We start from the raw sequence: 22,828 nt of genomic DNA, 5'->3' as shown, positions 1-22,828 counted from the left end.
TGGCCGCGCAACCCGATCCGGCGTAGATCCGTCCGCCCTTCAGATCAGCCCGTTTTGCGGGCTTCGATGAGGAAGCGGGCGGTGTGAGCGACGAACGGACCTTCACGTTCGATCTGTTCGTGGAGCTCACGCAACCGGTCCCGGTACTGCCCGACCGTGAAGCCGGGCACCATCCAGATCACCTTCCGTAGAAAGTAGATCACGGCTCCGATGTCGTGGAACTCCGTGCGCAGTCGCTCGGATCGCAGATCGAGGACTTCGAGGCCGGCCGCGGTGGCGTCGGCGACCGCGTCGTCGGGGTGCCGGCCGCGCCGGATCTCCTCCGGCTGCGGGCCGAGGAAGTACTCGACGAGCTCGAAGACGCTCGCCGGGCCGACCTGCTGCGAGAGGTAGCTGCCGCCCGGCGCCAGCACCCGCGCGATCTCCTCCCACCAGATCGACACCGGGTGCCGGCTGGTCACCAGCTCGAAGGCCGCGTCGCCGAAGGGCAGCGGCGGCTCGTCGGCGTCGGCGACCACCACCGCGCCCAGCGGGTGCAGCAGCCGCGTCGCCTTGTCGATGTTGGGCGGCCACGACTCGGTGGCGACCGTCAGTGGTGGCAGCGGAGCGCATCCGGCCAGGACCTCACCCCCGCCGGTCTGGATGTCCAGCGCGGACCGGACCTGGGCCAGGCGCTCGCTCATCAGTTTCTGGTAGCCCCAGGAGGGGCGCTGCTCGGTGGCCCGGCCGTCGAGCCAGGAGAAGTCCCAGCCGTCCACGGAGACGGACTCGGCCTCGGCGACAAGATGGTCGAAAGTACGCGTCATGCCTTGATCGTCCCAGGTCGGACGCCCGACAACCACCGGATATGTCGACTACAGTGGTCGGCGGGCCGTGACTGGCGTTCGGGTGGATCACCACCGGGGAGCGGCCCGGCGTACCTGTGGACCTCCGGTACGTCGACTGCCGCGCGCCTGGGCGAACCGCGATCCGCAGCGACGTTCAGGAGACCCCGTGACGACTGCCCAGACTGCCCCCGCCCCTGCCGCCGGATCCGCCCGGCTGATGGACGGCACGGCCCTCGCCCGCCGCATCTCGGAGCAGACCGCCGCCTACGCGGCGAAGATCACCGAGCGCACCGGCATCGCGCCGTGCCTGGCGACCGTGCTGGTCGGCGAGGACCCGGCCTCCGTGACCTACGTCCGCATGAAGCAGAACCGCTGTGCCAAGGCGGGGATCACCTCCCGCCACGTCGAGCTGCCGGCCGGGACCACCACCGAGGAGCTGGTGGCCACCCTCACCGAGCTCTCCGAGGACCCGCAGATCAGCGGCATCCTGCTCCAGCACCCCGTCCCGCACCACATCGACGAGCGGGCCGCCTTCGAGGCCATCGCCCCGGGCAAGGACGTCGACGGGGTCACCATGCACTCCTTCGCCGCCATGGGCTTCGGGCTGCCGGGCTTCGTCTCCTGCACCCCCGGCGGCATCATGCGCCTCCTCGCCGCCTACGACGTGGACCTGACCGGCAAGCACGCCGTCGTCGTCGGCCGCAGCGCGATCCTGGGCAAGCCGGCCGGGATGCTGCTGCTGGAGCAGAACGCCACCGTCACCTACTGCCACTCCCGCACCCAGGACCTGCCCTCGATCGTGCGCCAGGCGGACGTCCTGGTCGCCGCCGTCGGCAAGGCCGAGTTCATCCGGGGCGAGGACATCAAGCCCGGCGCGGTCGTCCTGGACGCCGGGTACAACGAGGGCAACGTCGGCGACGTGCACTTCGAGTCGGCCGCCGCCCGCGCCTCGCTGATCACCCCGGTCCCTGGCGGTGTCGGCCCGATGACCATCGCCGTCCTGCTGGAGCAGACCGTGCAGGCGGCCGCCGCACAGGCCGGACTGGACCTCGCCGAGCTCTGATCCCACCGCGCGCGGACCCTCGTAGGACGCCCGCGCCCACGCCTCCACGCACGCCCCGGCCCCTCGGTCCGGGGCGTCGTGCGTTCCCGGGGACAGGGGACAGCGGACAGGGGACAGGGGGCACGGAGGCCCGGGACCCTCAGGCGCCGACCGGGCCGGGGGTCAGGTCCGGCGACCCGGCGGTCGCCGCGTCACGGGCCGCGGCGACGATGTCGGAGGTACGGAACGCCTGGGCCAGGGCGGTCAGGGGCAGCCGGCCCAGGCGGTACGGCTGCGGGATCGCGGCCGGCGCCGGCACGGATCCGCTCGCGGCGGCCGCCTTGAGGCGGCAGGCGGCCGCCAGGACGGCTGCGTCCGCGACCGTGGCGGCCCGCGCCTCGCTCAGGCCCCGGCCCCTGGCCGCCTCGTACGCGGCGTCCCGCACCCGCGGATCGCACCAGGCGGCCAGCGCCAGGATGCCGTCGTCGATGACCGACTCGCGGTGGATGAGCCGGATCCCCACCGGGGACCACCAGGTCAGCGGAACGACCCGGCCCTGGGTCGCGGCGAACCCGCGCAGCGCCTTCCACAGCGGGCGCAGCCTCCGGTACTGGCTGAGGGCCACCCAGGTCGCCGACCCGCCGACCAGGGGCACGAGGAACCCGGCACCGAGCAGCAGCCCGGCGGCCCCGGCCAGGGGCGGCGCCACGTCCGTGGACAGGTACACCAGGTCGTGGCCGGTCCAGCGGGCCACGACCGAGGCCCACTTGGCGGCCAGGTAGGCCAGGTCCATCAGCCCGGCGACCACGATCAGGGCCAGCCCCGTGCGCAGCGGGCGCAGTGCCCGGTCCGCGCGCGTCAGCCACTTGCCGCACAGCCAGGTCAGGGCCGAGGTCCCCATGGTGTGCGCCAGGAGGAAGCAGACGATCATCTCGCGGATCCAGGGCGTCGTCGCGTAGTACGTGTCCAGGTCCTGGAGCCGCTCCACCGGCGCGTCGCCGATCACGAACAGGACGACGATGGCCGCGGTCGCGGTGCCGAACACGGCCGTGGTCAGCCGGGTGGCCCGGCGCACGGCCGCGGGCGGCCCGCCGCGCCACTGCAGGACCAGGACGACGCACAGCCCGGAGAACACCGTGCACAGGCCGAACACCAGGGGCGCGGAGAAGTTGACCACGCCGGTGTGGCGGTTGACCGAGGCGATGGTCGACGGCGTCGCGAGGAAGTTGATGGGCGCCCCGACGGCGAGCAGCGCGCACGCCGTCCGGTTCAGTGGCCGGTCCCGGTCCCGGCGCAGCTTCGGCAGCTTGATCAGCAGCGCCAGGACCATCAGGGAAGCGGGCAGGAGCGGCAGGATCCTGTCGCTCATCGGGCCTGTCCGACGGCGTCGGCGGGGCCGACCGGGTCCTCCTCCGTCGGGCCGGTCCCGGCGGTGCCCGTCACGGCCGCGGTGCCGGTGCCGGTGCCGGTTGCGGGCGTCGTGCCCGGTGCCCGGTCGAGCCTGGCGACGGCCCGCTCCGCGGCGGTGAGCGGCGGCGCCTTCAGCGCGCCCCGGTCCGAGGCGCGTGCGACGTGCCAGACCACCGACGGGTGGAGCCAGTGGGTGGGCGCGATGCTCATGGTGAGGACCTTGAACAGGGCGGCGGTGAGCGCCTCGTCGGTGGTCGCCCCCGTCATCAGCCGGTTGACGTACCCGTTGAGCAGCCCGGTGCCGGCGCGCGGCTTCATCCCGGTGGCCCCCGGATACAGGATGTCCTGCGACGTGGCGAGCTCCCAGGCGGTGCTGACCTGCGGCGCGATGACGCGCTGCGCCGCGCGGCCGATCCCGGGATGCCCCAGACCCTTGGCCCGCAGCAGGGCGCGTACGGCCAGGAGCCCCTGGGCCGCGACGGTCATGCCCTGTCCGTACAGGGGGTTGAAGGTGGCGACGGAGTCGCCGACGGCGAAGAAGCCGTCGGGCAGCTCGGCCTTCTCGAAGTAGATCCGGCGGTTGGCGGTGCCCTGGGTGACGGCGACGTCCGTCAGGGGTCTGCGGCCCTCCAGGAGCTCACCGACGATCGGGTCCCGGACGGACTTGGCGAACGGGATGAACGCGTCCGGGTCGCCGGTCGGTTGGCCGCCGCGGGTCCCGGAGAGGGTGGCCTGCCACTGACCGTTCTCGATCGGGACGATCGTGGCGGTCTGCCCGGGCACGGGGACCCGGGGGTCGGACTGGACGTTGACGATGGGGAAGCCCATCTCGTGGGCCCCGGGCGGCGCTTCGAAGATCCTCGTCGCGTAGACGAGGCCCGAGTCGACCTCGGCCTGCCGGATACCGGTGACGCCGAGCGCCTGGAGCCAGGTCCGGGCGCGCGAGCCGCGCCCGCTCGCGTCGATCACGAGGTCGGCGCTCAGCAGCCGGCCCGCTTCCTCCGGGGTGTCGACCAGGACGCCGGTGACCCGGGACGCCGTGCCCTCCAGGGCGCGCACCCGGCTGCGCTGGAGCGTGGAGACCCCTTTCAGGCCGGTCACCCGGGCACGGATCACCGAGTCGAGGAGGTCGCGGCTGCAGGAGATGTTGAACTGCTTCTCCCCGCAGCGCGGGATCCAGCCCTGGGCGGTCTTGGTGACCAGGTCGGTGGGCAGGCTCCGGCGGATGGCACCCGCCTTCGTCCAGTCGTCGGTGATGCCGGGCAGGATCCGCTCGATGGCCCGGGCACCGCCCGACCACAGGAGATGGGTGTGCCGGGCCTGCGGGAGTCCACGGCGCGGGGCCGGACCCTCGGGCAGCGGGTCGGCGTCGATGACGGTGACCGTGGCGTGCTCGGCGAGGACAGCGGCCGCGAGGAGGCCGGCCAGACTGCCGCCTATGACGACTGCGTGGCGGGGCGGGGAGGACTGGTTCATCGTGGCGTGCTCTCTGTCAGGGCCGTGCTGAGGGCATCGGCGCGAGGGATGCGGCGACCGGCTGGTGCGGGTCACGGCGTGGCACGGGGCTTCCCCAACCGAGTGAGGACTTGATGCGCTCGATGGCTTCGGGGAGCTGCTGCTCCCGGGGCGACGGCAGGAAGGAGCGCAGGGTGTTACCGAGGTGCAGGCCGAAGGTCTCGGCGCGGATCTCCGCCGGATCCCCCTGGTCGGCACGGGCGGCGGCCTGCCGGACCATCGCCTCCAACCCGGCGTCGGAGGCGAGCAGTTCGGCGAGGCGACCGGGGTGACCCGCCAGCCGGGCGGCCGCCAGCATGCCCGGACCGACGCTGTCGCCGGTCCCCTCGTCCAGGTGCCACAGCTCGTGGCAGGCGATGACCAGCTGGTGTTCGGGCCGGGTGTGCTGCTCGACGACGATCAGGTCGACGTCGTCCAGCTCCAGCCACAGCCCGCTCGCGGTGTCGGGCGGGAAGGAGGTGAAGTGGACATCGACCTTCCGCTCTCCGCCGCGCCGTACGGCGTAGGCGGCGCACAGCGCCCCGATGATCTCCCCGGCATCGGCCGGGGGCGCCAGGCGTGCGCCCTCCAGCAGTTCGGCGGCCAGCTTGCGCATGGCCCGTGTGGTCCTCATGGTGCTTCTCCCTCGGCGGCGGCGCCCTCGATCGGCGCCCCGCTCTTCGTGCCCGGAACTCCGAGCTGCCCCTCGCGCGCGAGGAGGTCGTCCAAGTGGTCGGCCAGCGACTTCCAGCCCTGCGGCGACAACCTCCCGGCCCGGGTGACGATGCTGCGTACGTCGTGCGCGCGCAGCACCGCCAGCATCGGGTTCTCCCGGTCCCGCACCGCCGACTCCAACTCGCCCTCGACCAGGGCGAGGGCGCCGGCGAGCGCCTCGCGGTCGTCGGCCAGCAGGAAGCCGCCCTCGACGCCGTAGAAACGTTGGATCCCGGCGGCCGCGGCGAGGTTCGGCAGGCCCTCGCCCTGGGCCAGGCGGGTCAGAGACTGTCCCGACGCGTCGAAGGACTTGGCGATGGCCGCCAAAGAGTGGGGCTGGCCGTCCTCCCGTACGCGGGTCCGACGCAGGTGCTCGAACCGCAGGTGCACCTGCTCCTTGAGCGGGAGCCGGGGCGGTCGCCCGTCCAGGGTGAGCCGGATGGCCTGGGGGGTCATGCCGGTGAGGTACGAGAGGTGTTCCAGGTCGTCCCGGCCGTCCGAGACGGTGGTGGCGGACAGGGCGAGGGCCCGTTCCACCGCGCTCTTGCTGTCGGCCAGCAGGAATCCGGCGTGAACGCCGAAGAACCGCTGCACACCGGCCGCGTGACCCATCCGGGGCAGCCCGGTACCGGCGTTGAGCGGTCCGAGGGAGGCGCCGGGGGCGTCGAAGTCGTCGGCGATGGCGGCCAGCGGCCACTCCCGGCCGTGCTTGTCGCGTCGCGTGGCGCGCAGCCGTAGGAACCGCTGGTGCACCCGCCGCTCCAGCGGCGCCTCCACGGCGGTGCCCGCCACCACCTGGGGTATGCGCCCGGGGTCGACGCCGGACAGATGGCTCAGCCGCTCCACCGCGAGCACCTCGTCGGGGTCCTGCCCGTGCTCCTGCGCCAGCGCCCGGGTACGACGCCAGATCGCGGCGAGATCGGGTCGGGCGGCGGCTCGCACCGGCGGATTCTCCATATGTCGACAAGGCGTTCGAGTGATTCGGGCACCGTGAAGCCTAGCCTCCCGCCCCTGGCCGAACCAGGGGAACCCCAACGTTTCCTGCCGTACAGCTCAAAAAGGGTTGGCATCGGCTCGCGCCGAAGCGGTACGACAAGCTCCGTGCGCACGGCGGTCGTTGGCGGAGGAGGTGGGCGGGGGAGCCGGTGCGATCGACGTATGACCTCACTTCAGGCGGATGCCGCGTAGAGCCCCGCGTGCGCTGCGGGCCACCGCGCCCGACAGGCGGAGCGGGCCCGCCCCGAGCCCCTACCCGCTGACCGTCCGGATCCGCCTGCGCGGCGAGACGGTCATCTGGTCCGACCTCATGTACCCGGGCCCCGACGGAACCACCGTCGAGGAGGTCCGCTTCCACCTGGAGCAGTACCTGGGCGAGATCGAGCGCGCCTACGCGGCGTCGGAGCTCCACGAAGCGGTCGTCCGGCCACCGGGCCCGATCCGCATCGCCCCGGACCCCTCGTTACCTCGGAGGTAATCGACCCTCCCCGCGGCTCCCGGCACAGTGGACGCATCGGGTTCCGGGGCCGCGCACTCGGTCCCGGGATCCGTGTCCCACCAGGCCGTTCGACCTCGATGGAGGCTGATTTCCCATGTCCGCGACCCCGCTCGCCGGCTTCGCCCGCAACCGTGTCCCGCACGCCGCGCTGCGCCGCTTCCTCGCCCTCGACTCCGTCGTCACCACCGCCAACGGGCTCGCGTACGTCGCCTTCTCCGCCCCGCTCGGCCGGCTCCTCGGGGTCGGGCAGGTGCTGTTGCTCGAACTCGGGATCCTGCTCACCGTCTACGGGCTCGGCGTCGGATGGCTCGCCTCGCGGCGGCAGCCGCCGGTCCTGCCCGTGAAGCTCGTCATCGAGACGAACTACGCCTGGGCCGCCCTGAGCCTGGTCTCCCTCGCGCTCTGGTTCGAGCCCACCGCCGCCGGCCTGCTGTGGATCCCGATGCAGGCCCTGACCGTGGCCGGCTTCGCCGTGCTCCAGCAGATCGCCCTGCGTGCGGGCTCAGCCTCCCAGTGAGCGCAGGTACTTCACCGTCGCCGGGTCGGCCGGGAGCATCGTCTCGATGGCCAGCTCGGCGACGGTCACGTCCATCGGCGTGTTGAAGGTCGCGATGGACGACACGAAGGACAGCAGGTGCCCGTCGTGCTCGATCACCAGCGGCAGCGCGATGTAGGCGGTGGGCTCCTGCGGGGCGCCGTCGCCCGGCCGCTCGGCGACCGGATACGCCGACACCTCCTCGTACAGGGCGCGCAGCGGCTCCGAGCGGGCCAGCGCGATCTGCCGTTCCATCTGCGCCAGCAGGTGCCCGCGCCACTCCTTGAGGTTGTGGATCCTCGGCGCCAGACCCTCGGGGTGCAGGGTGATCCGCATGGCGTTGAGCGGCGGGGTCAGCAGGTGCTCCGGCAACCCGTCCAGCAGCATCGCGATGCCCTGGTTGGCGGCGACGACGTTGTACACCGCGTCCACGACCAGCGCGGGATAGGGCTCGTACCCCGTCAGCAGGCGGGCGATGCCCTCGCGCAGCGTCTCCATCGCCGGGTCGTCCAGCGCGGTGTGCGCGTAGCGCGGCGCGTAACCGGCCGCGAACAACAGGGTGTTGCGCTCCCGCATCGGCACGTCGAGATGGTCGGCGAGCCGCAGCACCATCTCCTCGCTCGGCCGGGACCGGCCCGTTTCGATGAAACTGATGTGCCGGGACGAGGAGTCCGCGCGGCCCGCCAGCTCCAGCTGGCTGATGCCGCGCCGCTCCCGCCAGGCGCGCAGCAGGGTGCCCACACTCGTCGTCGGACTCGTCGTCGTCATGCACACGACGTTAGCTGAGCGGGGGCGGGCGCTCAGCCCAGGTCGAAGAGGTTCCGCAGGCCCAGCCGGTAGCGCCATCGGTCGTGCCGTTTGGCCGCCTCCAGTTCAGGCGCCCGGTACATCGGGTGGACCACGCACCGTGCGGCGTCCGAACCGTCGCGGTCCAGCAGGGCGTTGACGGCCGCGCGCGCCGAGGCGTTGGCCCCCTCCATCGTCGCCAGGTCGATGTCGACGGCCACGTAGTCCCCGCTGAGGAAGAAGTTCGGGATACGGGTGCCCGCGCTCGGTCGGTTGTACAGGGTGCCGACCGGGTGGATCAGCAGCTCGTCCTGGTTGGTCGGGTGCGGGGTGCCGATCCCGTCCACCCCCGGGTCCAGGAACCACGAGTGCAGCGTGGTGTCGGTCAGCAGGGCCTTCCCGGTGTCGTTGAGGGAGTCCTTCAGCTGCGCCCACACCTCCCGCGCCACCTCCTCGCGGGTGCACTGCTTGGCCGTCTTCCCGTACAGGATCCCCGGCTTGTCCCACTCGGAGATGTCCACCGACAGGCAGTCGACCGCCGTCCCGTCGCCGTAGTCCGCCGGAAAGTCGCGGGACGGCCAGTGCTCGGCCTGCTGGATCGCCGTCAACGACCAGGGCGAATCGATGCAGTTGAGGTGGCCGTGCACCAGCTCGGCCCGTTCCGTCAGATAGAACTGGATGCCGGTCATCCAGTCCGTCTCCAGCTTGTCGCAGCGTCCCAGCATCGGATCGGCGGCGCGCAGGGCCGCGCTCCAGGTGCGGCGGGCGTGCTCGACGGGCAGCGCGCTCACGTAGTGGTCGGCGGTGACGGTCCGCGCGGCGCCGTCCGGCCCCTCGACGGCGACCCCGCTCACCCGACCGCCCGCGTACCGCACCTCCCGCACGGTCCAGCCGATCCTGAACTCCACGCCGAGGGAACGCAGATGGGCCTCCCAGGGGTCGATCCAGGCCTCGTTGGTCGGCAGGTTCAGGATCCGGTCGGGCGGGCCGTCCGCCCCGCGCCCCAGTGCGTTGAGGACGAAGGCCTCGCCGAGGGTGCCGACCGTGCGGGTGGAGGCCTCCTCGGCCTTGGTCGCCACGATGTTGCGGGTGATGCCGACGGCGAGGATGCGCCGGTACTCGTTCGACATCCGTTCCGCGCGCACGAAGTCCCACCACGGCGTCCGCTCCCACACCTCCTCGCGCCGTTCGTCGCAGCTGGTGAGGAAGACCAGCACGCGGTCGACGAAGTACGCCGTCTCGTGCGGCGGGAGCCGGACCAGTGTCTGCAGGATGCCGGCGAGGGCGCGCCGGATCTCCTCGGGCGTCAGCTCGGCGGGGGAGTGCCCGGGCCAGGGGATGGGTCCGCGCAGGTCCTCGCGCCCGGCCGCGCGGGCGAACATCATCTCGCGCGGGGCGACGAGGTTGTCCCACACCCCGGCCGCGTTCCCGGGGAAGGGGATGCGCCGCATGGTGTCGGGCAGGTTGTGGTAGATGCCGGGGATGAACCGGAAGCCGTGCTCGGCGGGCAGCGGCCGGCGCCCGCCGCGGGCGCTGTCGGGCACGTCCATGCTGCGCGCCTTGCCGCCGAGGGCGCGGCGCTCGTACACCGTCACGGCGTAGCCGCGCTCGGCGAGTTCGTGCGCCGCGGTCAGGCCCGCCACCCCGCCGCCGAGCACCGCGACGCGCCGTCCGGGGGAGGCCGGTCCTGCCGCGGCGGCCGCCGCGGGCGCGGCTCCGGCCCCGGTCAGGGCCGCACCGGCGGCGGCCGCCGCGCCCGCGCCCGCGATGAACGTACGCCTGGAACTTCCTGTGCCCGCCATGGCGAATGCCCCCTCGTTACCGCTGGTAACAGTCCGTTCGGCGCAGGAGCATATGGGGGGCGCGCCGGACCTGGAAGGCGTAGAAGTACCCGAGCGCACTATGGCGCGAAAGGATTGTTCCACCGTGCACTGTGGGAACCTTGACTACACGTCACGGGGAAAAGGAGCCGGTGCATGCCGAGTGAGCCGCTGTCACAGAAGGAGATCGAGGACCGGTTGCGGGAGCTCCCCGGCTGGGCCTTCGAGGACGACCGGATCTTCCGCACCTACCGGCTGGGCGGCCACTTCGCCGCCAGCGCCCTGGTCGCCCATATCGCCAGCGTCCAGGAGGAGTTGAACCACCACTCCGACCTGACCCTGGGCTACGACACGGTCCGGCTCTCCGTGAACAGCCACGACGCCGGCGGGGTGGTGACGGAGTCCGACTTCGCCCTCGCCGAACGCGTCGAGGCCCTCGCCCCGGCCCACGGTGCGGCCTAGCCGATGACCACGCACATACCGTCCGTGAGATCCCTGCTCGACTACGACGCCGAGGCCGAGGCCTACGACACCACCCGCGGCGGCACCCCGCGCGCCGAGGCGGCGGCCGCCGCCGTCCTCGAACTCCTCCCCGCGGACACGCGCACCCTCCTCGACCTCGGCTGCGGCACCGGCATCGTCACCAGCCGGATCAGCCGCCCCGCCCTGCGCGTCCTGGGCGCGGACGCCTCCCACGGCATGGCCGCGATCGCGGCGCGGCGCGGCATCCCGGTGACCCTCGCCGACGCGGCCCGGCTGCCGATCCGGTCGGCGTCCCTGGACGCGGTGAGCGCGGTGTGGCTGCTGCACCTGCTGCGCGAGCCGGGCCTGGTGCCGGCGGTGATCGCCGAGGCCGCCCGGGTGCTGCGACCCGGCGGGGTCTTCCTCGCCACCGTGGACAAGGACTCGGCGCACGACGTCGGCAGCGACATCGACGCCGTCTTCGCCGCGCACCTGACCCCGACCCCCTCGGACGCCTCCGGGGAGGTCGAGGCCTACGCGGCCCGGGCCGGACTCCTCGCCGTCGGCGAGGCGCGGTTCACCGGCCACGGCCAGGGCCGCACCCCGCGCGGCTCCGCCGAGTCCCTGCTCGCGGGCCGCTACGCCTCCCGCATCGTCCCGCGCGGCATCACCGCGCGGGAACTGGCGGACCGGCTGGAGCTGCTGCCGGACCAGGACGTCCCGCGCGCGGAGCCGACGTACCGCATACGGAGCTTCGTCCGCGTCTGACCGGCGCGACGCGGCGGGACGGGACGTCCGGATCCGGACCGGTCACACGTCGAACTCGGCCGGGTCCGGACCGATCCGGCGGCCCGTCGCGCCCGAGCCGAGGGCGTCCAGCGCGGCCATGTCGGCGGCCGACAGCTCGAAGCCGAACACGTCCAGGTTCTCCCGGATACGGGCGGGGGTCACCGACTTCGGGATCACGATGTTCCCGTGCTGCAGGTGCCAGCGCAGTACCACCTGGGCGGCGCTGCGGCCGTGCGCGGCGGCGATCGCGGTCACGGCCGGGAGCGTCAGCAGCTCCTTGCCCTGGCCCAGCGGGGACCAGGCCTCGGTGGCGATCCCCCGCTCGGCGTGCACGGCGCGCAGCTCGGCCTGCGGGAAGAGGGGGTGCAGCTCGACCTGGTTCACGGCCGGGACCAGCTCGCTCTCGGCGGCGATGCGCGCCAGGTCGGCCGGGCGGAAGTTCGACACGCCGACCGCCTTGGCGCGGCCGCTCGCCGCGATCTCCTCGAAGGTCTTCCAGATGGCGACGAAGTCGTCGCGCATCGGACGCGGCCAGTGGATCAGGTACAGGTCGACGTGGTCGAGGCGCAGCTTGGCCAGGGAGTCGTCGAAGGCGCGCAGCACCTGGTCCCGGCCCCACTTCTGCTTCGGGCCGTTCCACAGCTTGGTGGTGACGAACAGCTCCTCGCGCGCCAGCCCGGAAGCGGCGACGGCCTTGCCGGTGCCCGCCTCGTTGCCGTAGATGGCGGCCGTGTCGATGCTGCGGTAACCCGCCTCCAGGGCGGTCCCGACGGCGCGCTCCGCCTCCGCGTCCGGCACCTGCCAGACGCCGTAGCCGAGCTGGGGCATGAGCGTGCCGTTGTTGAGCTTGATGGCGGGGACCTGGTTCACGTCTGGTCGTTCCCTCACGTCGTCGGCGCGTAGGCGCGGTGGCGGAAAAACGTCGTACGAGGGGCGACAACCGGCCTCCCGTACGACGTATTCCCGCCATCCGCCGTGTGTCGTCCTCACGCCGTCCCGAGGTACGCCTCCCGGACCAGCGGATTCGCCCGCACCTCGGCCGCGGTGCCCTCGGCCAGCACCGTCCCCAGATCCAGTACGACGACCCGCGCGCACAGCTCCATCACGAACGCCACGTTGTGCTCGACCAGCAGCACCGCGCAGCCCTCCCGCTCCGCCAGCCGCCGCACGACCTCCGCGAGCCGGTCCCGCTCGGGCGCGGACATGCCCGACGCCGGCTCGTCCAGCAACAACACCCGCGGCGGATCGGCCACCGCACGGGCCAGCTCCACCATCCGGGCCTGCCCCACGGGCAACCCGCCGGCGTACGAGGCCCCGAGTGCCCCGATCCCGCAGTCGGCCAGCACCCGCTCGCCGCGGGCCCGGCGCTCGCGCTCCCGGGCGCGCCGGGTCGGCAGGGCGAGGAGATCCGCGGCCGGCCCGCCCCCGCCGCCCCGCCACTCCTGCGCCACCAGCAGGTGGTCGGCCACGCTGAGCTGTCCGAACAACTGCTGCCGCTGGAAGGTCCGGCGTATCCCGTGCCGGGCCCGCCAGACGGGGGAGCGGCGCGTGACGTCCGCCCCGTCCAGCAGCATCCGCCCCTGGTCGGGGCGGCGGATCCCGGACAGCACGTCGAACAGCGTGGTCTTCCCGGCGCCGTTCGGCCCGATCAGCCCGCACACCTCGCCCGCGCGGACCCCGAGATCCACCCCGGTGAGCGCCCGTACGCCACCGAAACGCACACCGACCCCGCGGGCCTCCAGCACGTACCCGCCCGGGCTCATGTCGCCATCCCCAGGTAGGCCTCGGTGAGCCGGTCGGCCTCCACCTGGTCCCGGGGGCCGCACCAGGAGACCCGGCCCTGGGAGAGGTAGGCCACGGTGTCGGCGATCCCGAGGATCTCGGCCGCCTTCTCCTCCACCAGGAGCAGCGCCGTCCCGGCGTCACGGAGCTCGGTGAGCAGCGCGTACACCTCCTCCACCACGCGCGGGGCGAGCCCGAGGGAGGGTTCGTCGGCGATCAGCACCGCGGGCGGCCGCTGGAGGAGCGGAGCCAGGGCCAGCATCTGCTGCTCCCCGCCGGAGAGGGCTCCGGCCGGGACCCGGCGCCGCTCGGCGAGCCGCGGGAAGCGCGCGTAGACGGCGGCCCGGGCGTCGGCGTCGTCGAGGTACAGGGCCAGATTCTCCTCGATGGTGAGCGCGGGGAAGATCCCGCGCCCCTCGGGGGCGAGCAGCACCCCGGCCCGCGACCGACGTACGGCCCCGTCCCGGGTCGCGTCCCGCCCGCCCACGTACACCGCCCCGGCCCCGACCGGCAGCAGCCCGGCGGCGACCCGGCAGGCGGTGCTCTTCCCGGCGCCGTTGGGCCCCAGCACGGCGAGGATCTCGCCCGCGCGGACGGCGAGATCCACCCCGTGCAGCACGAGCCCCCCGTCGTACCCGGCGGTGACCTCGCGCAGCTCCAGGGCGACATCGGCCCCGCCAGGGGGCCCGTCCCGGCGGTAGCTGGGGGAGATCGAGGCGCGGGGGTTCGGGGGCGGAGCCTGCGACGGGTCCGGGGCGGAGCCCCGGGAAGAGGCGGCGGCGCGCCCGGCGGCGGCGCGCCGCCGGGCGAGCCGCACCGGAACCGCGGCGCAGTACCCGTCCGGGTCGTTGGCCAGGGCCAGCCCCGCCAGCCCGAACAGGATCACCGGCAGGTGCGCGGACTCCGTCACGTAGTCGGACAGCACCCGCGGAGCGACCGCGAACACCAGCCCCGCCACCACCGCGTACTGCGGCCTGCGCACCCCCGCCGCCACGACCACCGCCAGCCACACCAGCCCGGTCATCGCCGTGAAGTCCGTCGCCGTGATCCGGGTGTTGTACGAGGCGTACAGCACGCCCCCGAACCCGGCCAGCCCCGCCGACACGGTGAACAGCAGCAGTTTCGTGCGCAGTACGGAGACCCCCGAGGCGACCGCCGCCGCCGGGGCCGACCGGACCGCCAGCATCGCCCGTCCCGACGGCGAGTTCCGTAGCGCGGTCAGCCCGGCCGCCACCAGCGCGACCAGGACCACCAGGGCCACCCCCAGCGCCCGGTCGTCGGAGAGGTCCACCGGCCCGAACACCGGCCGCGGGATCGGCCACCCCGCGTCGCCGTTGCGCAGCCACCGCAGCTGGAACAGCACCTGATCCGCGAGGAAGGCCAGCGCCAGCGTGGCCAGGGCCAGGGATCTGCCCCCCAGCCGCAGCGCAGGCAGCGCGACGAGCGCCCCCAGCAGGGCCGCCACGCACGTGCCCACCGCGAGCGCGGCCACGAAGGGCCAGCCCCGGCTCATGAGCAGCCCCGCCACGAGTGCCGCGCCGGTCACGAAGCTGCCCTGGGCCAGCGAGACCATCGCCCCGAGCCCGGTCACCACCGTGAAGGACATGAACACGAGCGCGACGGCCAGCCCCTGGGCCAGCAGCCCGCTCCAGAAGGGTGTGGTGACGGTGTAGAACGCCACGCACAGGAGCGCCGCGCCCGCCGCCCACACGCCCCACCGCCGAGACCAGGAGGCCCCCGCCAGATGGTCGACCGGCGGCGGGTCCACGGCCGCGACCCCCGCCGCGCGGGCCCGGCGGGTCAGCACCAGCAGCCCGCCGAAGAGGATCAGGAAGGGTACGGCCGTACGGAAGCCGGTGACGGACTCGGCGAAGGACGCGTACCCGGCCACCAGGTTCTGCAGCACCCCGAGCCCGAGTCCGCCCGCGAAGGCGAGCGGCACGGACGCGAACCGTCCGATGACCGCCGCCGTGGCCGACACGAACAGGAACAGCGTGAAGTCGTGCGCCGACAACCCCAGCAGCGGTGTCGCCAGCACACCGGCCAGCCCGGCGAGCCCCGAGGCGATCATCCAGGCGACCGACGACAGCCGGTCGGCGCTGATCCCGCGCAGCTCGGTCAGCGAGCGGTTGTCGACGGCGGCCCGCAGCCGCAGCCCGAGCCGCGTGTGCCGCATCAGCACCCACAGGGCCACCGCCACCAGCGCCGTCACCACCCAGGTGATCAGCTGGTCGGAGTCGATGCCGACGCCGTCCGCGAGCTGCCAGGACTTCGCCGGGCTGGGTCCCACTCCCGGCAGTCCGAACTGGTTCTCCGCCGGCAGCACGGGCACGCCCGCGTCCGCCAACAGTTCCACCGCCCACAGCCCGGCGGCCGGCAGCGCCACCAGCAGCCCGATGGTGGCCACGATCTGCGCGGTCTCACCGACGCGGGCCAGCCGCCGGAACATCAGCCGGTCCAGCCCCCAGCCGAGGCCGGGGGCCAGGACGCACACCACCAGCAGGGCGGCCGGGACGGCGGGCCAGCCGAGGCCCGAGTGCAGCTCGTAGAAGGTGAGCGCGCACAGGTAGGCGGTGGCCCCGTGCGCGAAGTTGAACAGTCCGGACGCCGAGTACGACAGCACCAGCCCGGTGGCGAGCAGTGCGTACAGGGCGCCGGAGACCAGGCCGCTCAGTACGAAGACGAGCAGATCCCCCATGTCGCTGCCCTACTTGAAGGGGATGGGTTCGTAGCACTTGAACGGTACGGAGACCTCGTACGCGCCGTTCTTCAGCTGTACGAGCGCCCCGCAGCCGAAGCTGTCCTTCTGCCCCTTGGGCTCGGAGCGGTCGCCGACGAGCGTGCCGGTGTCGGAGAAGCCCTGCGCGGCGGCCTGGAAGGATTCGACGGTCAGGTCCTTGCCGGCCTTCTGCGCGATGGAGACGAACAGGTCGGCCGACATGTACCCGGTCAACATGTGCATGTTGAGCGGGATTTCCCGGCCGCCCGCGGCCGCCTTGATGTCGGCCTTGAACTGCGCCATCTTCGGATCGGTCGACTCGAAGGGCTGGAACTGCAGCAGTACGTGCACCCCGTCGAGGGCCTGCTTGGTGGCGTCCTTGGCGAGCAGCCCGGGGTCGTAGTCGGTCGGGTCGGAGAGCAGGCCCTGGTAGCCGCTGCGCTTGAGCGCGGTGAAGAGCCCGATGTTGTTCGGGGTCTGCATGACGGAGACGACGGCGTCGGGGGCCTTGCCGTCGTTCGCGGCGAGGATCTCCTTCACGTACGCGGACCAGTCGCTCGGGACGGCGGTGGCGGGCACGGAGGCCTTGGCGTAGGAGACCTTGAACCCGGCACTGGCGAAGCCCTGCTGGAAGGTCCGGATGCCGAACTTGCCGGCGTCGCTGTCGTTGGCGATGATCGCGACCGATTTACCCTGGGCCCCGCCGAGGATCTGGCCGATGCCCTCGGGCCAGGTCTGGTTGAGGGTGCCGCCCGGGGTGGGGACCAGGCAGCCGTTGAAGCCGTAGATGTGCTTGGGTCCGCAGAAGGACGGCAGGGTGCCCCAGCCGAAGGTGGGGACCTTCTCCTGCTCCAGGAAGTCCGCGCCGGAGAAGGTCACCGAACTCATGGGGGCGACGGCGAAGACCCTGTCCTGTTGGACGAGTTTGCGGGCGGCCGCCAGGTTCTTGGCGGGGTCCTGACCGTCGTCCTCCGCGCCGAGGTAGTCGATCTTCCGTCCGTTGATCCCGCCCTCGGCGTTGGCCCGGAGGTAGCGGGCCTTGGCCCCGAGGTCGGTGTCCTTCTTGCTGTAACCGCCGGCGCTGGTCATCGAGACGATCCCGCCGACCTTGACGGAGTCGGCGCTCACCCCGCGGGAGTTGCCGGGCGCGTCGCCGCCTTTGCCGGGGGAGCTGCCGTTCGTGGAGGCGGAGTTGCAGGCGGAGACGAGCGCGAGGGCCGCCGCCGCGGCGGCCAGGGTGCGGATCGGACGCAACATGTCGGGGATCCCCTCCGGTCGGAATCCCCGCATTCTGTGCGTGACCTGACGGATCGTCAATATTGTCGACGAGCGGAAATGACGAACCGTCAGATTCCCGTTCAGGAGGAGTACAGGGCCGCGACCTCCTTCGCGTACGCCTTCTCGATCGCCCGGCGCTTGAGCTTCAGCGACGGCGTCAACAGCCCCCGCTCCTCCGTGAACTGTTCACCCAGCACCCGGAAGGTACGGATCGCCTCCGCCTGCGAGACCAGGGTGTTCGCGGCCACCACCGCCCGCCGGACCTCCGCCGTCAGCTCGGGGTCCCCCACCAGCGCCTTCGCCGGCAACTGCGGCCGGCCGCGCATCGACAGCCAGTGCGCTATCCCGTCCATGTCCAAAGTGAGCAGCGCCGCGATGTACGGCCGGTCGTTGCCCACCAGCACGCACTGCGACACCAGCGGATGGGAACGGACCCGTTCCTCCAGCGCGGCGGGCGCGACGCTCTTGCCGTTGGAGGTCACCAGGATGTCCTTCTTGCGCCCGGTGATGGTCAGGTACCCGTCCCCGTCCAGCCGGCCCAGGTCCCCCGTGGCCAGCCACCCGCCGCGCAGGACCGCCTCCGTGGCGCGGGGGTCGTTCAGGTACCCGGAGAAGATGTGGCTGCCGTGCAGCCAGACCTCCCCGTCGTCCGCGATGTGCACCGTACTGCCCGGGATCGGCCGCCCCACCGTGCCGTACTTGGTCGCCCCCGGCGGGTTCGCCGTGGCCGCCGCGCACGACTCGGTCAGCCCGTACCCCTCGAACACCGTGATCCCGGCCCCGTCCAGGAACAGCCCCAGGCGGCGCGACATCGCCGATCCGCCCGACATGGCGTGCCGCACCCGGCCGCCCATCGCCTCACGGACCTTCCCGTAGACGAGCCGGTCGAAGAGCTGGTGCTCCATGCGCAGCGCGGCCGAGGGTCCCGGCCCGAGGCCGAAGGCCTTGCGCTCGCGCGCCTCCGCGTACCGCACGGCCGTCTCGACCGCCCGGTCGAAGGGGCCCGTGCGTCCCTCCGCCTCCGCCTTGCGGCGCGCGGCCGCGAAGATCTTCTCGAAGACGTACGGGACGCCCAGCACGAAGGTCGGCCGGAAGGCGGCGAGATCGGGCAGCAACTCGGCCGCCGCCAGGACCGGTTGGTGGCCCAGCTTGACCCGTGCCCGGACGGCGGCCACCTCCACCATCCGCCCGAACACGTGCGCCAGCGGCAGGAAGAGCAGGGTGGACGGCTCCTCGCCCTGCCGGGCCTGGAAGACCGACTCCCAGCGGTTGACCAGCGTGTCGGTCTCGTACATGAAGTTGGCGTGCGTGAGCACGCACCCCTTCGGCCGGCCCGTCGTCCCCGAGGTGTAGATGACGGTGGCGGTCGCGTCGGGCGTCACGGCACCCCGGTGCCGGTGCACGACGTCCTCGGCCATCCCGCGGCCGTCGGCGACGAGCCCGTCCACCGCCCCGGCGTCGAGCTGCCACAGCCGGCGCAGGTGGGGGAGCCGGTCGATGACCGAACCCACCGTCATGGCCTGGTTCTCGTCCTCGACCACGCAGGCCGTGCAGTCGGAGTCGAACAGGATCCAGTGCACCTGATCGGCGGAGGAGGTCGGATACACCGGGACGGGCTGGGCGCCGATCGCCCACAGGGCGAAGTCGAAGAGGGTCCACTCGTACCGGGTGCGGGACATGATCGCGACCCGGTCCCCGAAGCGCACCCCCTGGGCCAGCAGCCCCCGGGCGAGAGCGAGCACCTCGCCGGCCAGCTCCCGGGACGTCACGTCCCGCCAGACCCCGTCGGTCTTCCGGCCGAGCACCACCCGGTCCGGCTCCTCGTGGGCGTGCTGGAAGACGATGTCGGCCAGGCCGCCGACGGGCGCGCCCGTGACGACGGGTGGGACGGTGATTTCGCGCAAGGCCCCGCTCCTCTCCGCGCGCCGCGGTGAACGTACCGCATGGTCAACAGGGGTTCACCGGCCTTTCGATAACTCCACAAGACCTCCCCAGTGATCACGGTGTTCACGCCGTTGACGTGCGACTGAGCCGGTCCGCGCCGGAGAGCACGGCCGCGGCCAACGCCTCCGCGGCCGCCGACGGACGCGGCCCGCGGAGCAGCGCGAACTCCACCGGTCCGAGCTCCGGCAGACCACCCACGCGCACCAGCCCCGGCGGGATCAGCCCGCGGGCGTGCGCCATCACGCCGAGCCCCGCCCGGGCCGCCGCGATCAGGCCGCTCAGGCTGCCGCTCGTGCACGCGATCCGCAGGTCCCGCCCCTCCCGTTCCAGCACCTCCAGCGCCCGCGCCCGGGTGATGCCCGGCGGCGGGAAGACGATCAGCGGAACGGGTCGCTCCGGGTCCACCCGCAGCCCTTCCGCGCCGATCCACACCAGCCGGTCCCGCCACACCAGCCGGCCCCGCTCGTCCCCGGGCCCCCGCCGCTTCGCCAGCACCAGGTCCAGTCGCCCCGCGTCCAACCGCTCGTGCAACGTCCCGGAGAGCTCCACCGACAGCTCCAGATCCACCTCGGGATGCTCGTGCCGGAACCCTTCGAGGATCTCCGGGAGCCGTGTCAGCACGAAGTCCTCCGAGGCCCCGAACCGCAGCCGCCCGCGCAGCCGGGTCCCCGCGAAGAAGGCCGCCGCCCGCTCGTTCGCCTCCAGGATCGTCCGCGCGAAGCCGAGCAACGCCTCCCCGTCCTCCGTCAGCCCCACACTGTGCGTGTCCCGGACGAACAGCGGCCGCCCCGTCGCCTCCTCCAACCGCCGCACGTGCTGGCTCACCGTGGACTGCCCCACCCCGAGCCGCCCCGCGGCCTGCGTGAAGCTGAGCGTCTGGGCGACCGTGAGGAACGTACGCAGCTGCACCGGGTCGTACATACCGCCACGGTAGCCGCTCATCACGGATCGCGATGGCAGTGAGTGCGGTGTGCGGGTTTCCCGATGAGCGCCCACCGCCGACCATGAAGGGAGCACCCCGAGCACCAGCACCCCGAGCACCACCCCGAGCCCCCGCCCCGACAGCAAGTGAGCACCCCCGCATGCGCCGCCCGCACCTCCCCGCCCGGATGCCCCTGGACCCGTACATCCTGGCCCTGCTCGCCACCGTGGGCCTCGCCGCCCTGCTCCCGGCCCGCGGCCCGGCCGCCAACGCCGCCGACCTCGCCTCCACCGCGGCCGTGGCCCTGCTCTTCTTCCTCTACGGCGCCCGGCTCTCCACCCGCGAGGCCCTCGACGGCCTGCGCCACTGGCGGCTCCACCTCACCGTGCTCGGCTGCACCTTCGTACTCTTCCCGCTCCTCGGCCTCGCCGCCCGCGGCCTCGTCCCCGGCCTGCTCACCGCCCCGCTCCACGGCGGCCTGCTCTTCCTCTGCCTGGTCCCCTCGACCGTGCAGTCCTCGATCGCCTTCACCTCGATCGCCCGCGGCAACGTCCCCGCCGCGATCTGCGCGGGCTCCTTCTCCAGCCTGGCCGGCATCGTCCTCACCCCCCTCCTCGCCGCCGGCCTGCTCGGGGGCGACGCGGGCGGCTTCTCCCTCGGCTCCCTCCTGAGGATCACCCTCCAACTCCTGTTGCCGTTCCTCCTCGGACAGGCCCTGCGCCCCTGGGTCGGTGACTTCCTCGTCCGCCACAAGCAGGTCCTCGGCCACGTCGACCGCGGCTCGATCCTGCTCGTCGTCTACGCCGCCTTCAGCGCGGGCGTGGTCGCGGGCATCTGGCACCAGGTCAGCCTCCCCGGGCTCGCCGCCCTGATGCTGGTCGAGGCCGTCCTGCTCGCCGTCATGCTCCTCGCCACCTGGTACGGCGCGGCCCGCCTCGGCTTCGGCCGCGCGGACCGCATCGCCATCCAGTTCGCCGGGTCCAAGAAGAGCCTGGCCGCCGGACTTCCCATGGCGAGCGTGCTGTTCGGGGCCCACGCCGCCTTGGCCGTGCTTCCGCTGATGCTCTTCCACCAGATGCAGCTGATGGTCTGCGCGGTCATCGCCCGGCGCCGCGCCCAGGACCCGCTGCCCGAACTCGCCGCCGACCGTGTGGCGGACGTCTCGCCCGTGCGCCGACGGCCCGCGCCCCGGGCCCGTTAACGTTCGGTGGTGACCTGGATACGCCCGCTCGCCGCCCATGCCGAACGCCCCTGCACGCTGGTGGTCTGCCGTGGCTGCTGTTGCGGTGACCCGCGCAAGAACCCCGGCTCCGACCACGCCGGTCAGCTCGCCCGGCTGCGCGAGGCCGCCGCCGCTTCCGGGGGCCGGCTGGCCGTCCGTACGAGCGACTGCCTCGGCCCCTGCGCCCAGGCCAACGTCATCGTGGTCCAGCCCACCACCGAGGCCCGCCGCCGCGGCGCCCGCGCGGCGTGGTTCGGCTGGGCCCTGGACGACACCGCGACCGACGAGATCATCGCCTGGGCCGAATCCGGCGGCCCGGGCACCACCCCGATCCCGCCCACCCTGGACCTGCACCGCATCGACCCGCCGACACCGAAGCCGGCCAAGGAGTCCGCACGCCGCTCACGCCGGGGGCGCTGACGTGCGGAACCTCGCCGCGCGGTGCTCGTGCTGTTCGGCTTGCAGGCCGGCGACGGGTGGTTCACGCTCCACGGCACCGGCAAGGGGGGCACCGAAGGAGACGGCAGTGACGTGCGGGCCTCGTCCTGGGCAGCCACGAACGTGGCAGGGTGCTGTTCCGGCGCACCGCTACAGGGTGATCCGCTCCTCGCCCGCGTAGATGTTCATGTCCGGTCCCCTCAGGAAGCCGACCAGCGTCATCCCCGACTCCAGGGCCAGGTCCACCGCCAGTGAGGACGGCGCCGAGACGGCCGCCAGCACCGGGATGCCCGCCATCACCGCCTTCTGCACCAGCTCGAAGGAGGCCCGGCCCGACACCAGCAGGACCGTGCCGGCCAGCGGGAGCATCCCGGATCGGTACGCCCGGCCCACGATCTTGTCCACCGCGTTGTGCCGGCCCACGTCCTCCCGCAGGTCGAGCAGCTCGCCCTGCGCCGTGAACAGCCCGGCCGCGTGCAGCCCGCCCGTCCGGTCGAAGACCTTCTGGGCCTCGCGCAGCCGGTCCGGCATCGCGCACAGGACCTCCGCGGGGACCCGTACCGGATCGGCGGCGAGCCCCGGGAAGCGGGTCGCCGTACGGACCGCGTCCAGGCCGGCCTTTCCGCACAGGCCGCACGAGGAGGTGGTGTAGACGTTCCGCTCCAGGGTGATGTCGGGCACCGGGACCCCGGCGGCCAGCTGCACGTTCACCACGTTGTAGGTGTTCGAACCGTCCTGCGTCGCCCCCTCGCAGTAGGTGACGGCCTGCACGTCCGAGGCGGCCGCGAGCACTCCTTCGCTGACCAGGAAGCCCACCGCCAGGGCGAAGTCGTCGCCCGGCGTACGCATCGTGATGGCCAGCGGTTTGCCGTTCAGCCGTATCTCCAGCGGCTCCTCGACCACCAGCGTGTCCGGCCGGACACCCGCCGAGCCGTTCCGGATCCGGACGACGCGACGACGCTCGGTGACCCGTCCCATGGTGATCAGCACACCCCTTCTGTTCCCGCCCGTTTCCGACAAGCTCATTGTCGCGGTTCCGCTTCCCGCGACGCTCCCGGCAGGTGGATCCTCGGGAAGCTCCAAAATCCGGTGCCGGAATCCTGTCGGGTCACACGCACACGTACCCACCAGTAGCAGGCAAAGCTGGGT

The 22,828-nt window shown here is 72.9% G+C and carries 21 protein-coding genes and 1 riboswitch; of the genes, 7 read left to right on the top strand and 14 right to left on the bottom strand.

Annotated features, from left to right (window positions below; all coding sequences use genetic code 11):
- Positions 1–44: 44 nt before the first annotated feature.
- Positions 45–806 (bottom strand): class I SAM-dependent methyltransferase, encoded by a 762-nt coding sequence (locus ACWG52_RS07670; RefSeq protein ID WP_389813312.1) that lies wholly within the window; start codon positions 804–806, stop codon positions 45–47.
- A 57-nt stretch (positions 807–863) separates the two neighbouring features.
- Positions 864–966, top strand: a riboswitch (ZMP/ZTP riboswitch).
- A 78-nt stretch (positions 967–1,044) separates the two neighbouring features.
- Here ACWG52_RS07670 and ACWG52_RS07665 point away from each other — a divergent pair.
- A complete protein-coding gene (locus ACWG52_RS07665) occupies positions 1,045–1,890 on the top strand; it encodes a bifunctional 5,10-methylenetetrahydrofolate dehydrogenase/5,10-methenyltetrahydrofolate cyclohydrolase (protein ID WP_453129049.1) in 846 nt (281 codons plus the stop codon).
- A gap of 139 nt (positions 1,891–2,029) precedes the next feature.
- Here the strand turns inward: ACWG52_RS07665 and ACWG52_RS07660 are convergent, their stop codons facing one another.
- Genes ACWG52_RS07660 through ACWG52_RS07645 form a run of 4 tightly spaced genes read right to left on the bottom strand, consistent with a single transcriptional unit; the run spans position 2,030 to position 6,429 of the window.
- Positions 2,030–3,238, bottom strand: coding sequence for an MAB_1171c family putative transporter (locus ACWG52_RS07660; protein ID WP_389813315.1), 1,209 nt, complete (start codon positions 3,236–3,238; stop codon positions 2,030–2,032).
- Positions 3,235–4,755 (bottom strand): NAD(P)/FAD-dependent oxidoreductase, encoded by a 1,521-nt coding sequence (locus ACWG52_RS07655; protein ID WP_390167752.1) that lies wholly within the window; start codon positions 4,753–4,755, stop codon positions 3,235–3,237. Before ACWG52_RS07655 ends, ACWG52_RS07660 begins: the two co-directional genes overlap by 4 nt.
- 16 nt (positions 4,756–4,771) lie before the next feature.
- The gene (locus ACWG52_RS07650) at positions 4,772–5,407 is read right to left on the bottom strand and encodes a toxin-antitoxin system, toxin component (protein WP_390136891.1); all 636 of its coding nucleotides are present in this window, start codon (positions 5,405–5,407) and stop codon (positions 4,772–4,774) included.
- Entirely contained in the window at positions 5,404–6,429 is a 1,026-nt protein-coding gene (locus tag ACWG52_RS07645) for a hypothetical protein (RefSeq protein WP_389813322.1), read from the bottom strand. Before ACWG52_RS07645 ends, ACWG52_RS07650 begins: the two co-directional genes overlap by 4 nt.
- Before the next feature lie 235 nt (positions 6,430–6,664).
- Here ACWG52_RS07645 and ACWG52_RS07640 point away from each other — a divergent pair, with 235 nt between their 5' ends.
- Together ACWG52_RS07640 and ACWG52_RS07635 are read left to right on the top strand one after the other, a co-directional pair.
- Complete coding sequence (locus ACWG52_RS07640) at positions 6,665–6,961, top strand: hypothetical protein (RefSeq protein WP_453128267.1); 297 nt, start codon at positions 6,665–6,667, stop codon at positions 6,959–6,961.
- A gap of 115 nt (positions 6,962–7,076) precedes the next feature.
- A complete protein-coding gene (locus ACWG52_RS07635; protein WP_389813327.1) occupies positions 7,077–7,499 on the top strand; it encodes a hypothetical protein in 423 nt (140 codons plus the stop codon).
- On the opposite strand, the gene ACWG52_RS07630 is transcribed toward ACWG52_RS07635, so the two are convergent.
- Positions 7,485–8,285 (bottom strand): helix-turn-helix domain-containing protein, encoded by an 801-nt coding sequence (locus ACWG52_RS07630; RefSeq protein ID WP_386018784.1) that lies wholly within the window; start codon positions 8,283–8,285, stop codon positions 7,485–7,487. The two genes, ACWG52_RS07635 and ACWG52_RS07630, sit on opposite strands and share 15 nt — an antisense overlap.
- Positions 8,286–8,317: 32 nt before the next feature.
- Positions 8,318–10,105: a hydroxysqualene dehydroxylase gene (locus ACWG52_RS07625; RefSeq protein ID WP_453128265.1), complete on the bottom strand. Its 1,788-nt coding sequence runs from the start codon at positions 10,103–10,105 to the stop codon at positions 8,318–8,320.
- A 174-nt stretch (positions 10,106–10,279) separates the two neighbouring features.
- On the opposite strand from ACWG52_RS07625, the gene ACWG52_RS07620 reads away from it, so the two are divergent.
- Positions 10,280–10,585, top strand: coding sequence for a 4a-hydroxytetrahydrobiopterin dehydratase (locus tag ACWG52_RS07620; protein WP_389813332.1), 306 nt, complete (start codon positions 10,280–10,282; stop codon positions 10,583–10,585).
- Between the two features lie 3 nt (positions 10,586–10,588).
- Positions 10,589–11,353 (top strand): class I SAM-dependent methyltransferase, encoded by a 765-nt coding sequence (locus tag ACWG52_RS07615; protein ID WP_389813335.1) that lies wholly within the window; start codon positions 10,589–10,591, stop codon positions 11,351–11,353.
- A gap of 42 nt (positions 11,354–11,395) precedes the next feature.
- On the opposite strand, the gene ACWG52_RS07610 is transcribed toward ACWG52_RS07615, so the two are convergent.
- The 6 genes from ACWG52_RS07610 to ACWG52_RS07585 form a co-directional block, all read right to left on the bottom strand.
- A complete protein-coding gene (locus tag ACWG52_RS07610; RefSeq protein ID WP_389813337.1) occupies positions 11,396–12,244 on the bottom strand; it encodes an aldo/keto reductase in 849 nt (282 codons plus the stop codon).
- 116 nt (positions 12,245–12,360) lie between these two features.
- On the bottom strand, positions 12,361–13,137 hold the full coding sequence (locus tag ACWG52_RS07605) for an ABC transporter ATP-binding protein (RefSeq protein ID WP_389813339.1): 777 nt from the start codon (positions 13,135–13,137) through the stop codon (positions 12,361–12,363).
- Positions 13,134–15,854 (bottom strand): ABC transporter permease subunit, encoded by a 2,721-nt coding sequence (locus ACWG52_RS07600; protein WP_390167758.1) that lies wholly within the window; start codon positions 15,852–15,854, stop codon positions 13,134–13,136. Before ACWG52_RS07600 ends, ACWG52_RS07605 begins: the two co-directional genes overlap by 4 nt.
- 9 nt (positions 15,855–15,863) lie before the next feature.
- Positions 15,864–17,132: an ABC transporter substrate-binding protein gene (locus ACWG52_RS07595; RefSeq protein WP_390136886.1), complete on the bottom strand. Its 1,269-nt coding sequence runs from the start codon at positions 17,130–17,132 to the stop codon at positions 15,864–15,866.
- Between the two features lie 101 nt (positions 17,133–17,233).
- Positions 17,234–19,057, bottom strand: a complete 1,824-nt coding sequence (locus ACWG52_RS07590; protein ID WP_389813348.1) for an AMP-dependent synthetase/ligase — start codon at positions 19,055–19,057, stop codon at positions 17,234–17,236.
- A 103-nt stretch (positions 19,058–19,160) separates the two neighbouring features.
- On the bottom strand, positions 19,161–20,018 hold the full coding sequence (locus tag ACWG52_RS07585) for a LysR substrate-binding domain-containing protein (RefSeq protein WP_033220067.1): 858 nt from the start codon (positions 20,016–20,018) through the stop codon (positions 19,161–19,163).
- Between the two features lie 161 nt (positions 20,019–20,179).
- On the opposite strand from ACWG52_RS07585, the gene ACWG52_RS07580 reads away from it, so the two are divergent.
- On the top strand, positions 20,180–21,220 hold the full coding sequence (locus ACWG52_RS07580) for a bile acid:sodium symporter family protein (RefSeq protein WP_389813353.1): 1,041 nt from the start codon (positions 20,180–20,182) through the stop codon (positions 21,218–21,220).
- 9 nt (positions 21,221–21,229) lie between these two features.
- A complete protein-coding gene (locus ACWG52_RS07575) occupies positions 21,230–21,661 on the top strand; it encodes a (2Fe-2S) ferredoxin domain-containing protein (protein ID WP_266353900.1) in 432 nt (143 codons plus the stop codon).
- A gap of 168 nt (positions 21,662–21,829) precedes the next feature.
- Here ACWG52_RS07575 and fdhD read toward each other — a convergent pair whose 3' ends face one another.
- Positions 21,830–22,657, bottom strand: coding sequence for a formate dehydrogenase accessory sulfurtransferase FdhD (fdhD, locus tag ACWG52_RS07570; protein ID WP_453128261.1), 828 nt, complete (start codon positions 22,655–22,657; stop codon positions 21,830–21,832).
- Positions 22,658–22,828 lie beyond the last annotated feature (171 nt).

The sequence above is a fragment of the Streptomyces sp. CLCI03 genome (assembly GCF_053615355.1).
This window is presented reverse-complemented; position numbering and strand designations above follow the sequence as displayed.

Excerpts from the sequence above, each read along its gene's own strand:
- ACWG52_RS07670 (WP_389813312.1), bottom strand. The coding sequence starts at position 806 with ATGACGCGTACTTTCGACCATCTTGTCGCCGAGGCCGAGTCCGTCTCC.
- ACWG52_RS07665 (WP_453129049.1), top strand. The coding sequence starts at position 1,045 with ATGGACGGCACGGCCCTCGCCCGCCGCATCTCGGAGCAGACCGCCGCC.
- ACWG52_RS07660 (WP_389813315.1), bottom strand. The coding sequence starts at position 3,238 with ATGAGCGACAGGATCCTGCCGCTCCTGCCCGCTTCCCTGATGGTCCTG.
- ACWG52_RS07655 (WP_390167752.1), bottom strand. The coding sequence starts at position 4,755 with ATGAACCAGTCCTCCCCGCCCCGCCACGCAGTCGTCATAGGCGGCAGT.
- ACWG52_RS07650 (WP_390136891.1), bottom strand. The coding sequence starts at position 5,407 with ATGAGGACCACACGGGCCATGCGCAAGCTGGCCGCCGAACTGCTGGAG.
- ACWG52_RS07640 (WP_453128267.1), top strand. The coding sequence starts at position 6,665 with ATGCCGCGTAGAGCCCCGCGTGCGCTGCGGGCCACCGCGCCCGACAGG.
- ACWG52_RS07635 (WP_389813327.1), top strand. The coding sequence starts at position 7,077 with ATGTCCGCGACCCCGCTCGCCGGCTTCGCCCGCAACCGTGTCCCGCAC.
- ACWG52_RS07630 (WP_386018784.1), bottom strand. The coding sequence starts at position 8,285 with ATGACGACGACGAGTCCGACGACGAGTGTGGGCACCCTGCTGCGCGCC.
- ACWG52_RS07625 (WP_453128265.1), bottom strand. The coding sequence starts at position 10,105 with ATGGCGGGCACAGGAAGTTCCAGGCGTACGTTCATCGCGGGCGCGGGC.
- ACWG52_RS07620 (WP_389813332.1), top strand. The coding sequence starts at position 10,280 with ATGCCGAGTGAGCCGCTGTCACAGAAGGAGATCGAGGACCGGTTGCGG.
- ACWG52_RS07615 (WP_389813335.1), top strand. The coding sequence starts at position 10,589 with ATGACCACGCACATACCGTCCGTGAGATCCCTGCTCGACTACGACGCC.
- ACWG52_RS07605 (WP_389813339.1), bottom strand. The coding sequence starts at position 13,137 with ATGAGCCCGGGCGGGTACGTGCTGGAGGCCCGCGGGGTCGGTGTGCGT.
- ACWG52_RS07600 (WP_390167758.1), bottom strand. The coding sequence starts at position 15,854 with ATGGGGGATCTGCTCGTCTTCGTACTGAGCGGCCTGGTCTCCGGCGCC.
- ACWG52_RS07595 (WP_390136886.1), bottom strand. The coding sequence starts at position 17,132 with ATGTTGCGTCCGATCCGCACCCTGGCCGCCGCGGCGGCGGCCCTCGCG.
- ACWG52_RS07585 (WP_033220067.1), bottom strand. The coding sequence starts at position 20,018 with ATGTACGACCCGGTGCAGCTGCGTACGTTCCTCACGGTCGCCCAGACG.
- ACWG52_RS07580 (WP_389813353.1), top strand. The coding sequence starts at position 20,180 with ATGCGCCGCCCGCACCTCCCCGCCCGGATGCCCCTGGACCCGTACATC.
- fdhD (WP_453128261.1), bottom strand. The coding sequence starts at position 22,657 with ATGGGACGGGTCACCGAGCGTCGTCGCGTCGTCCGGATCCGGAACGGC.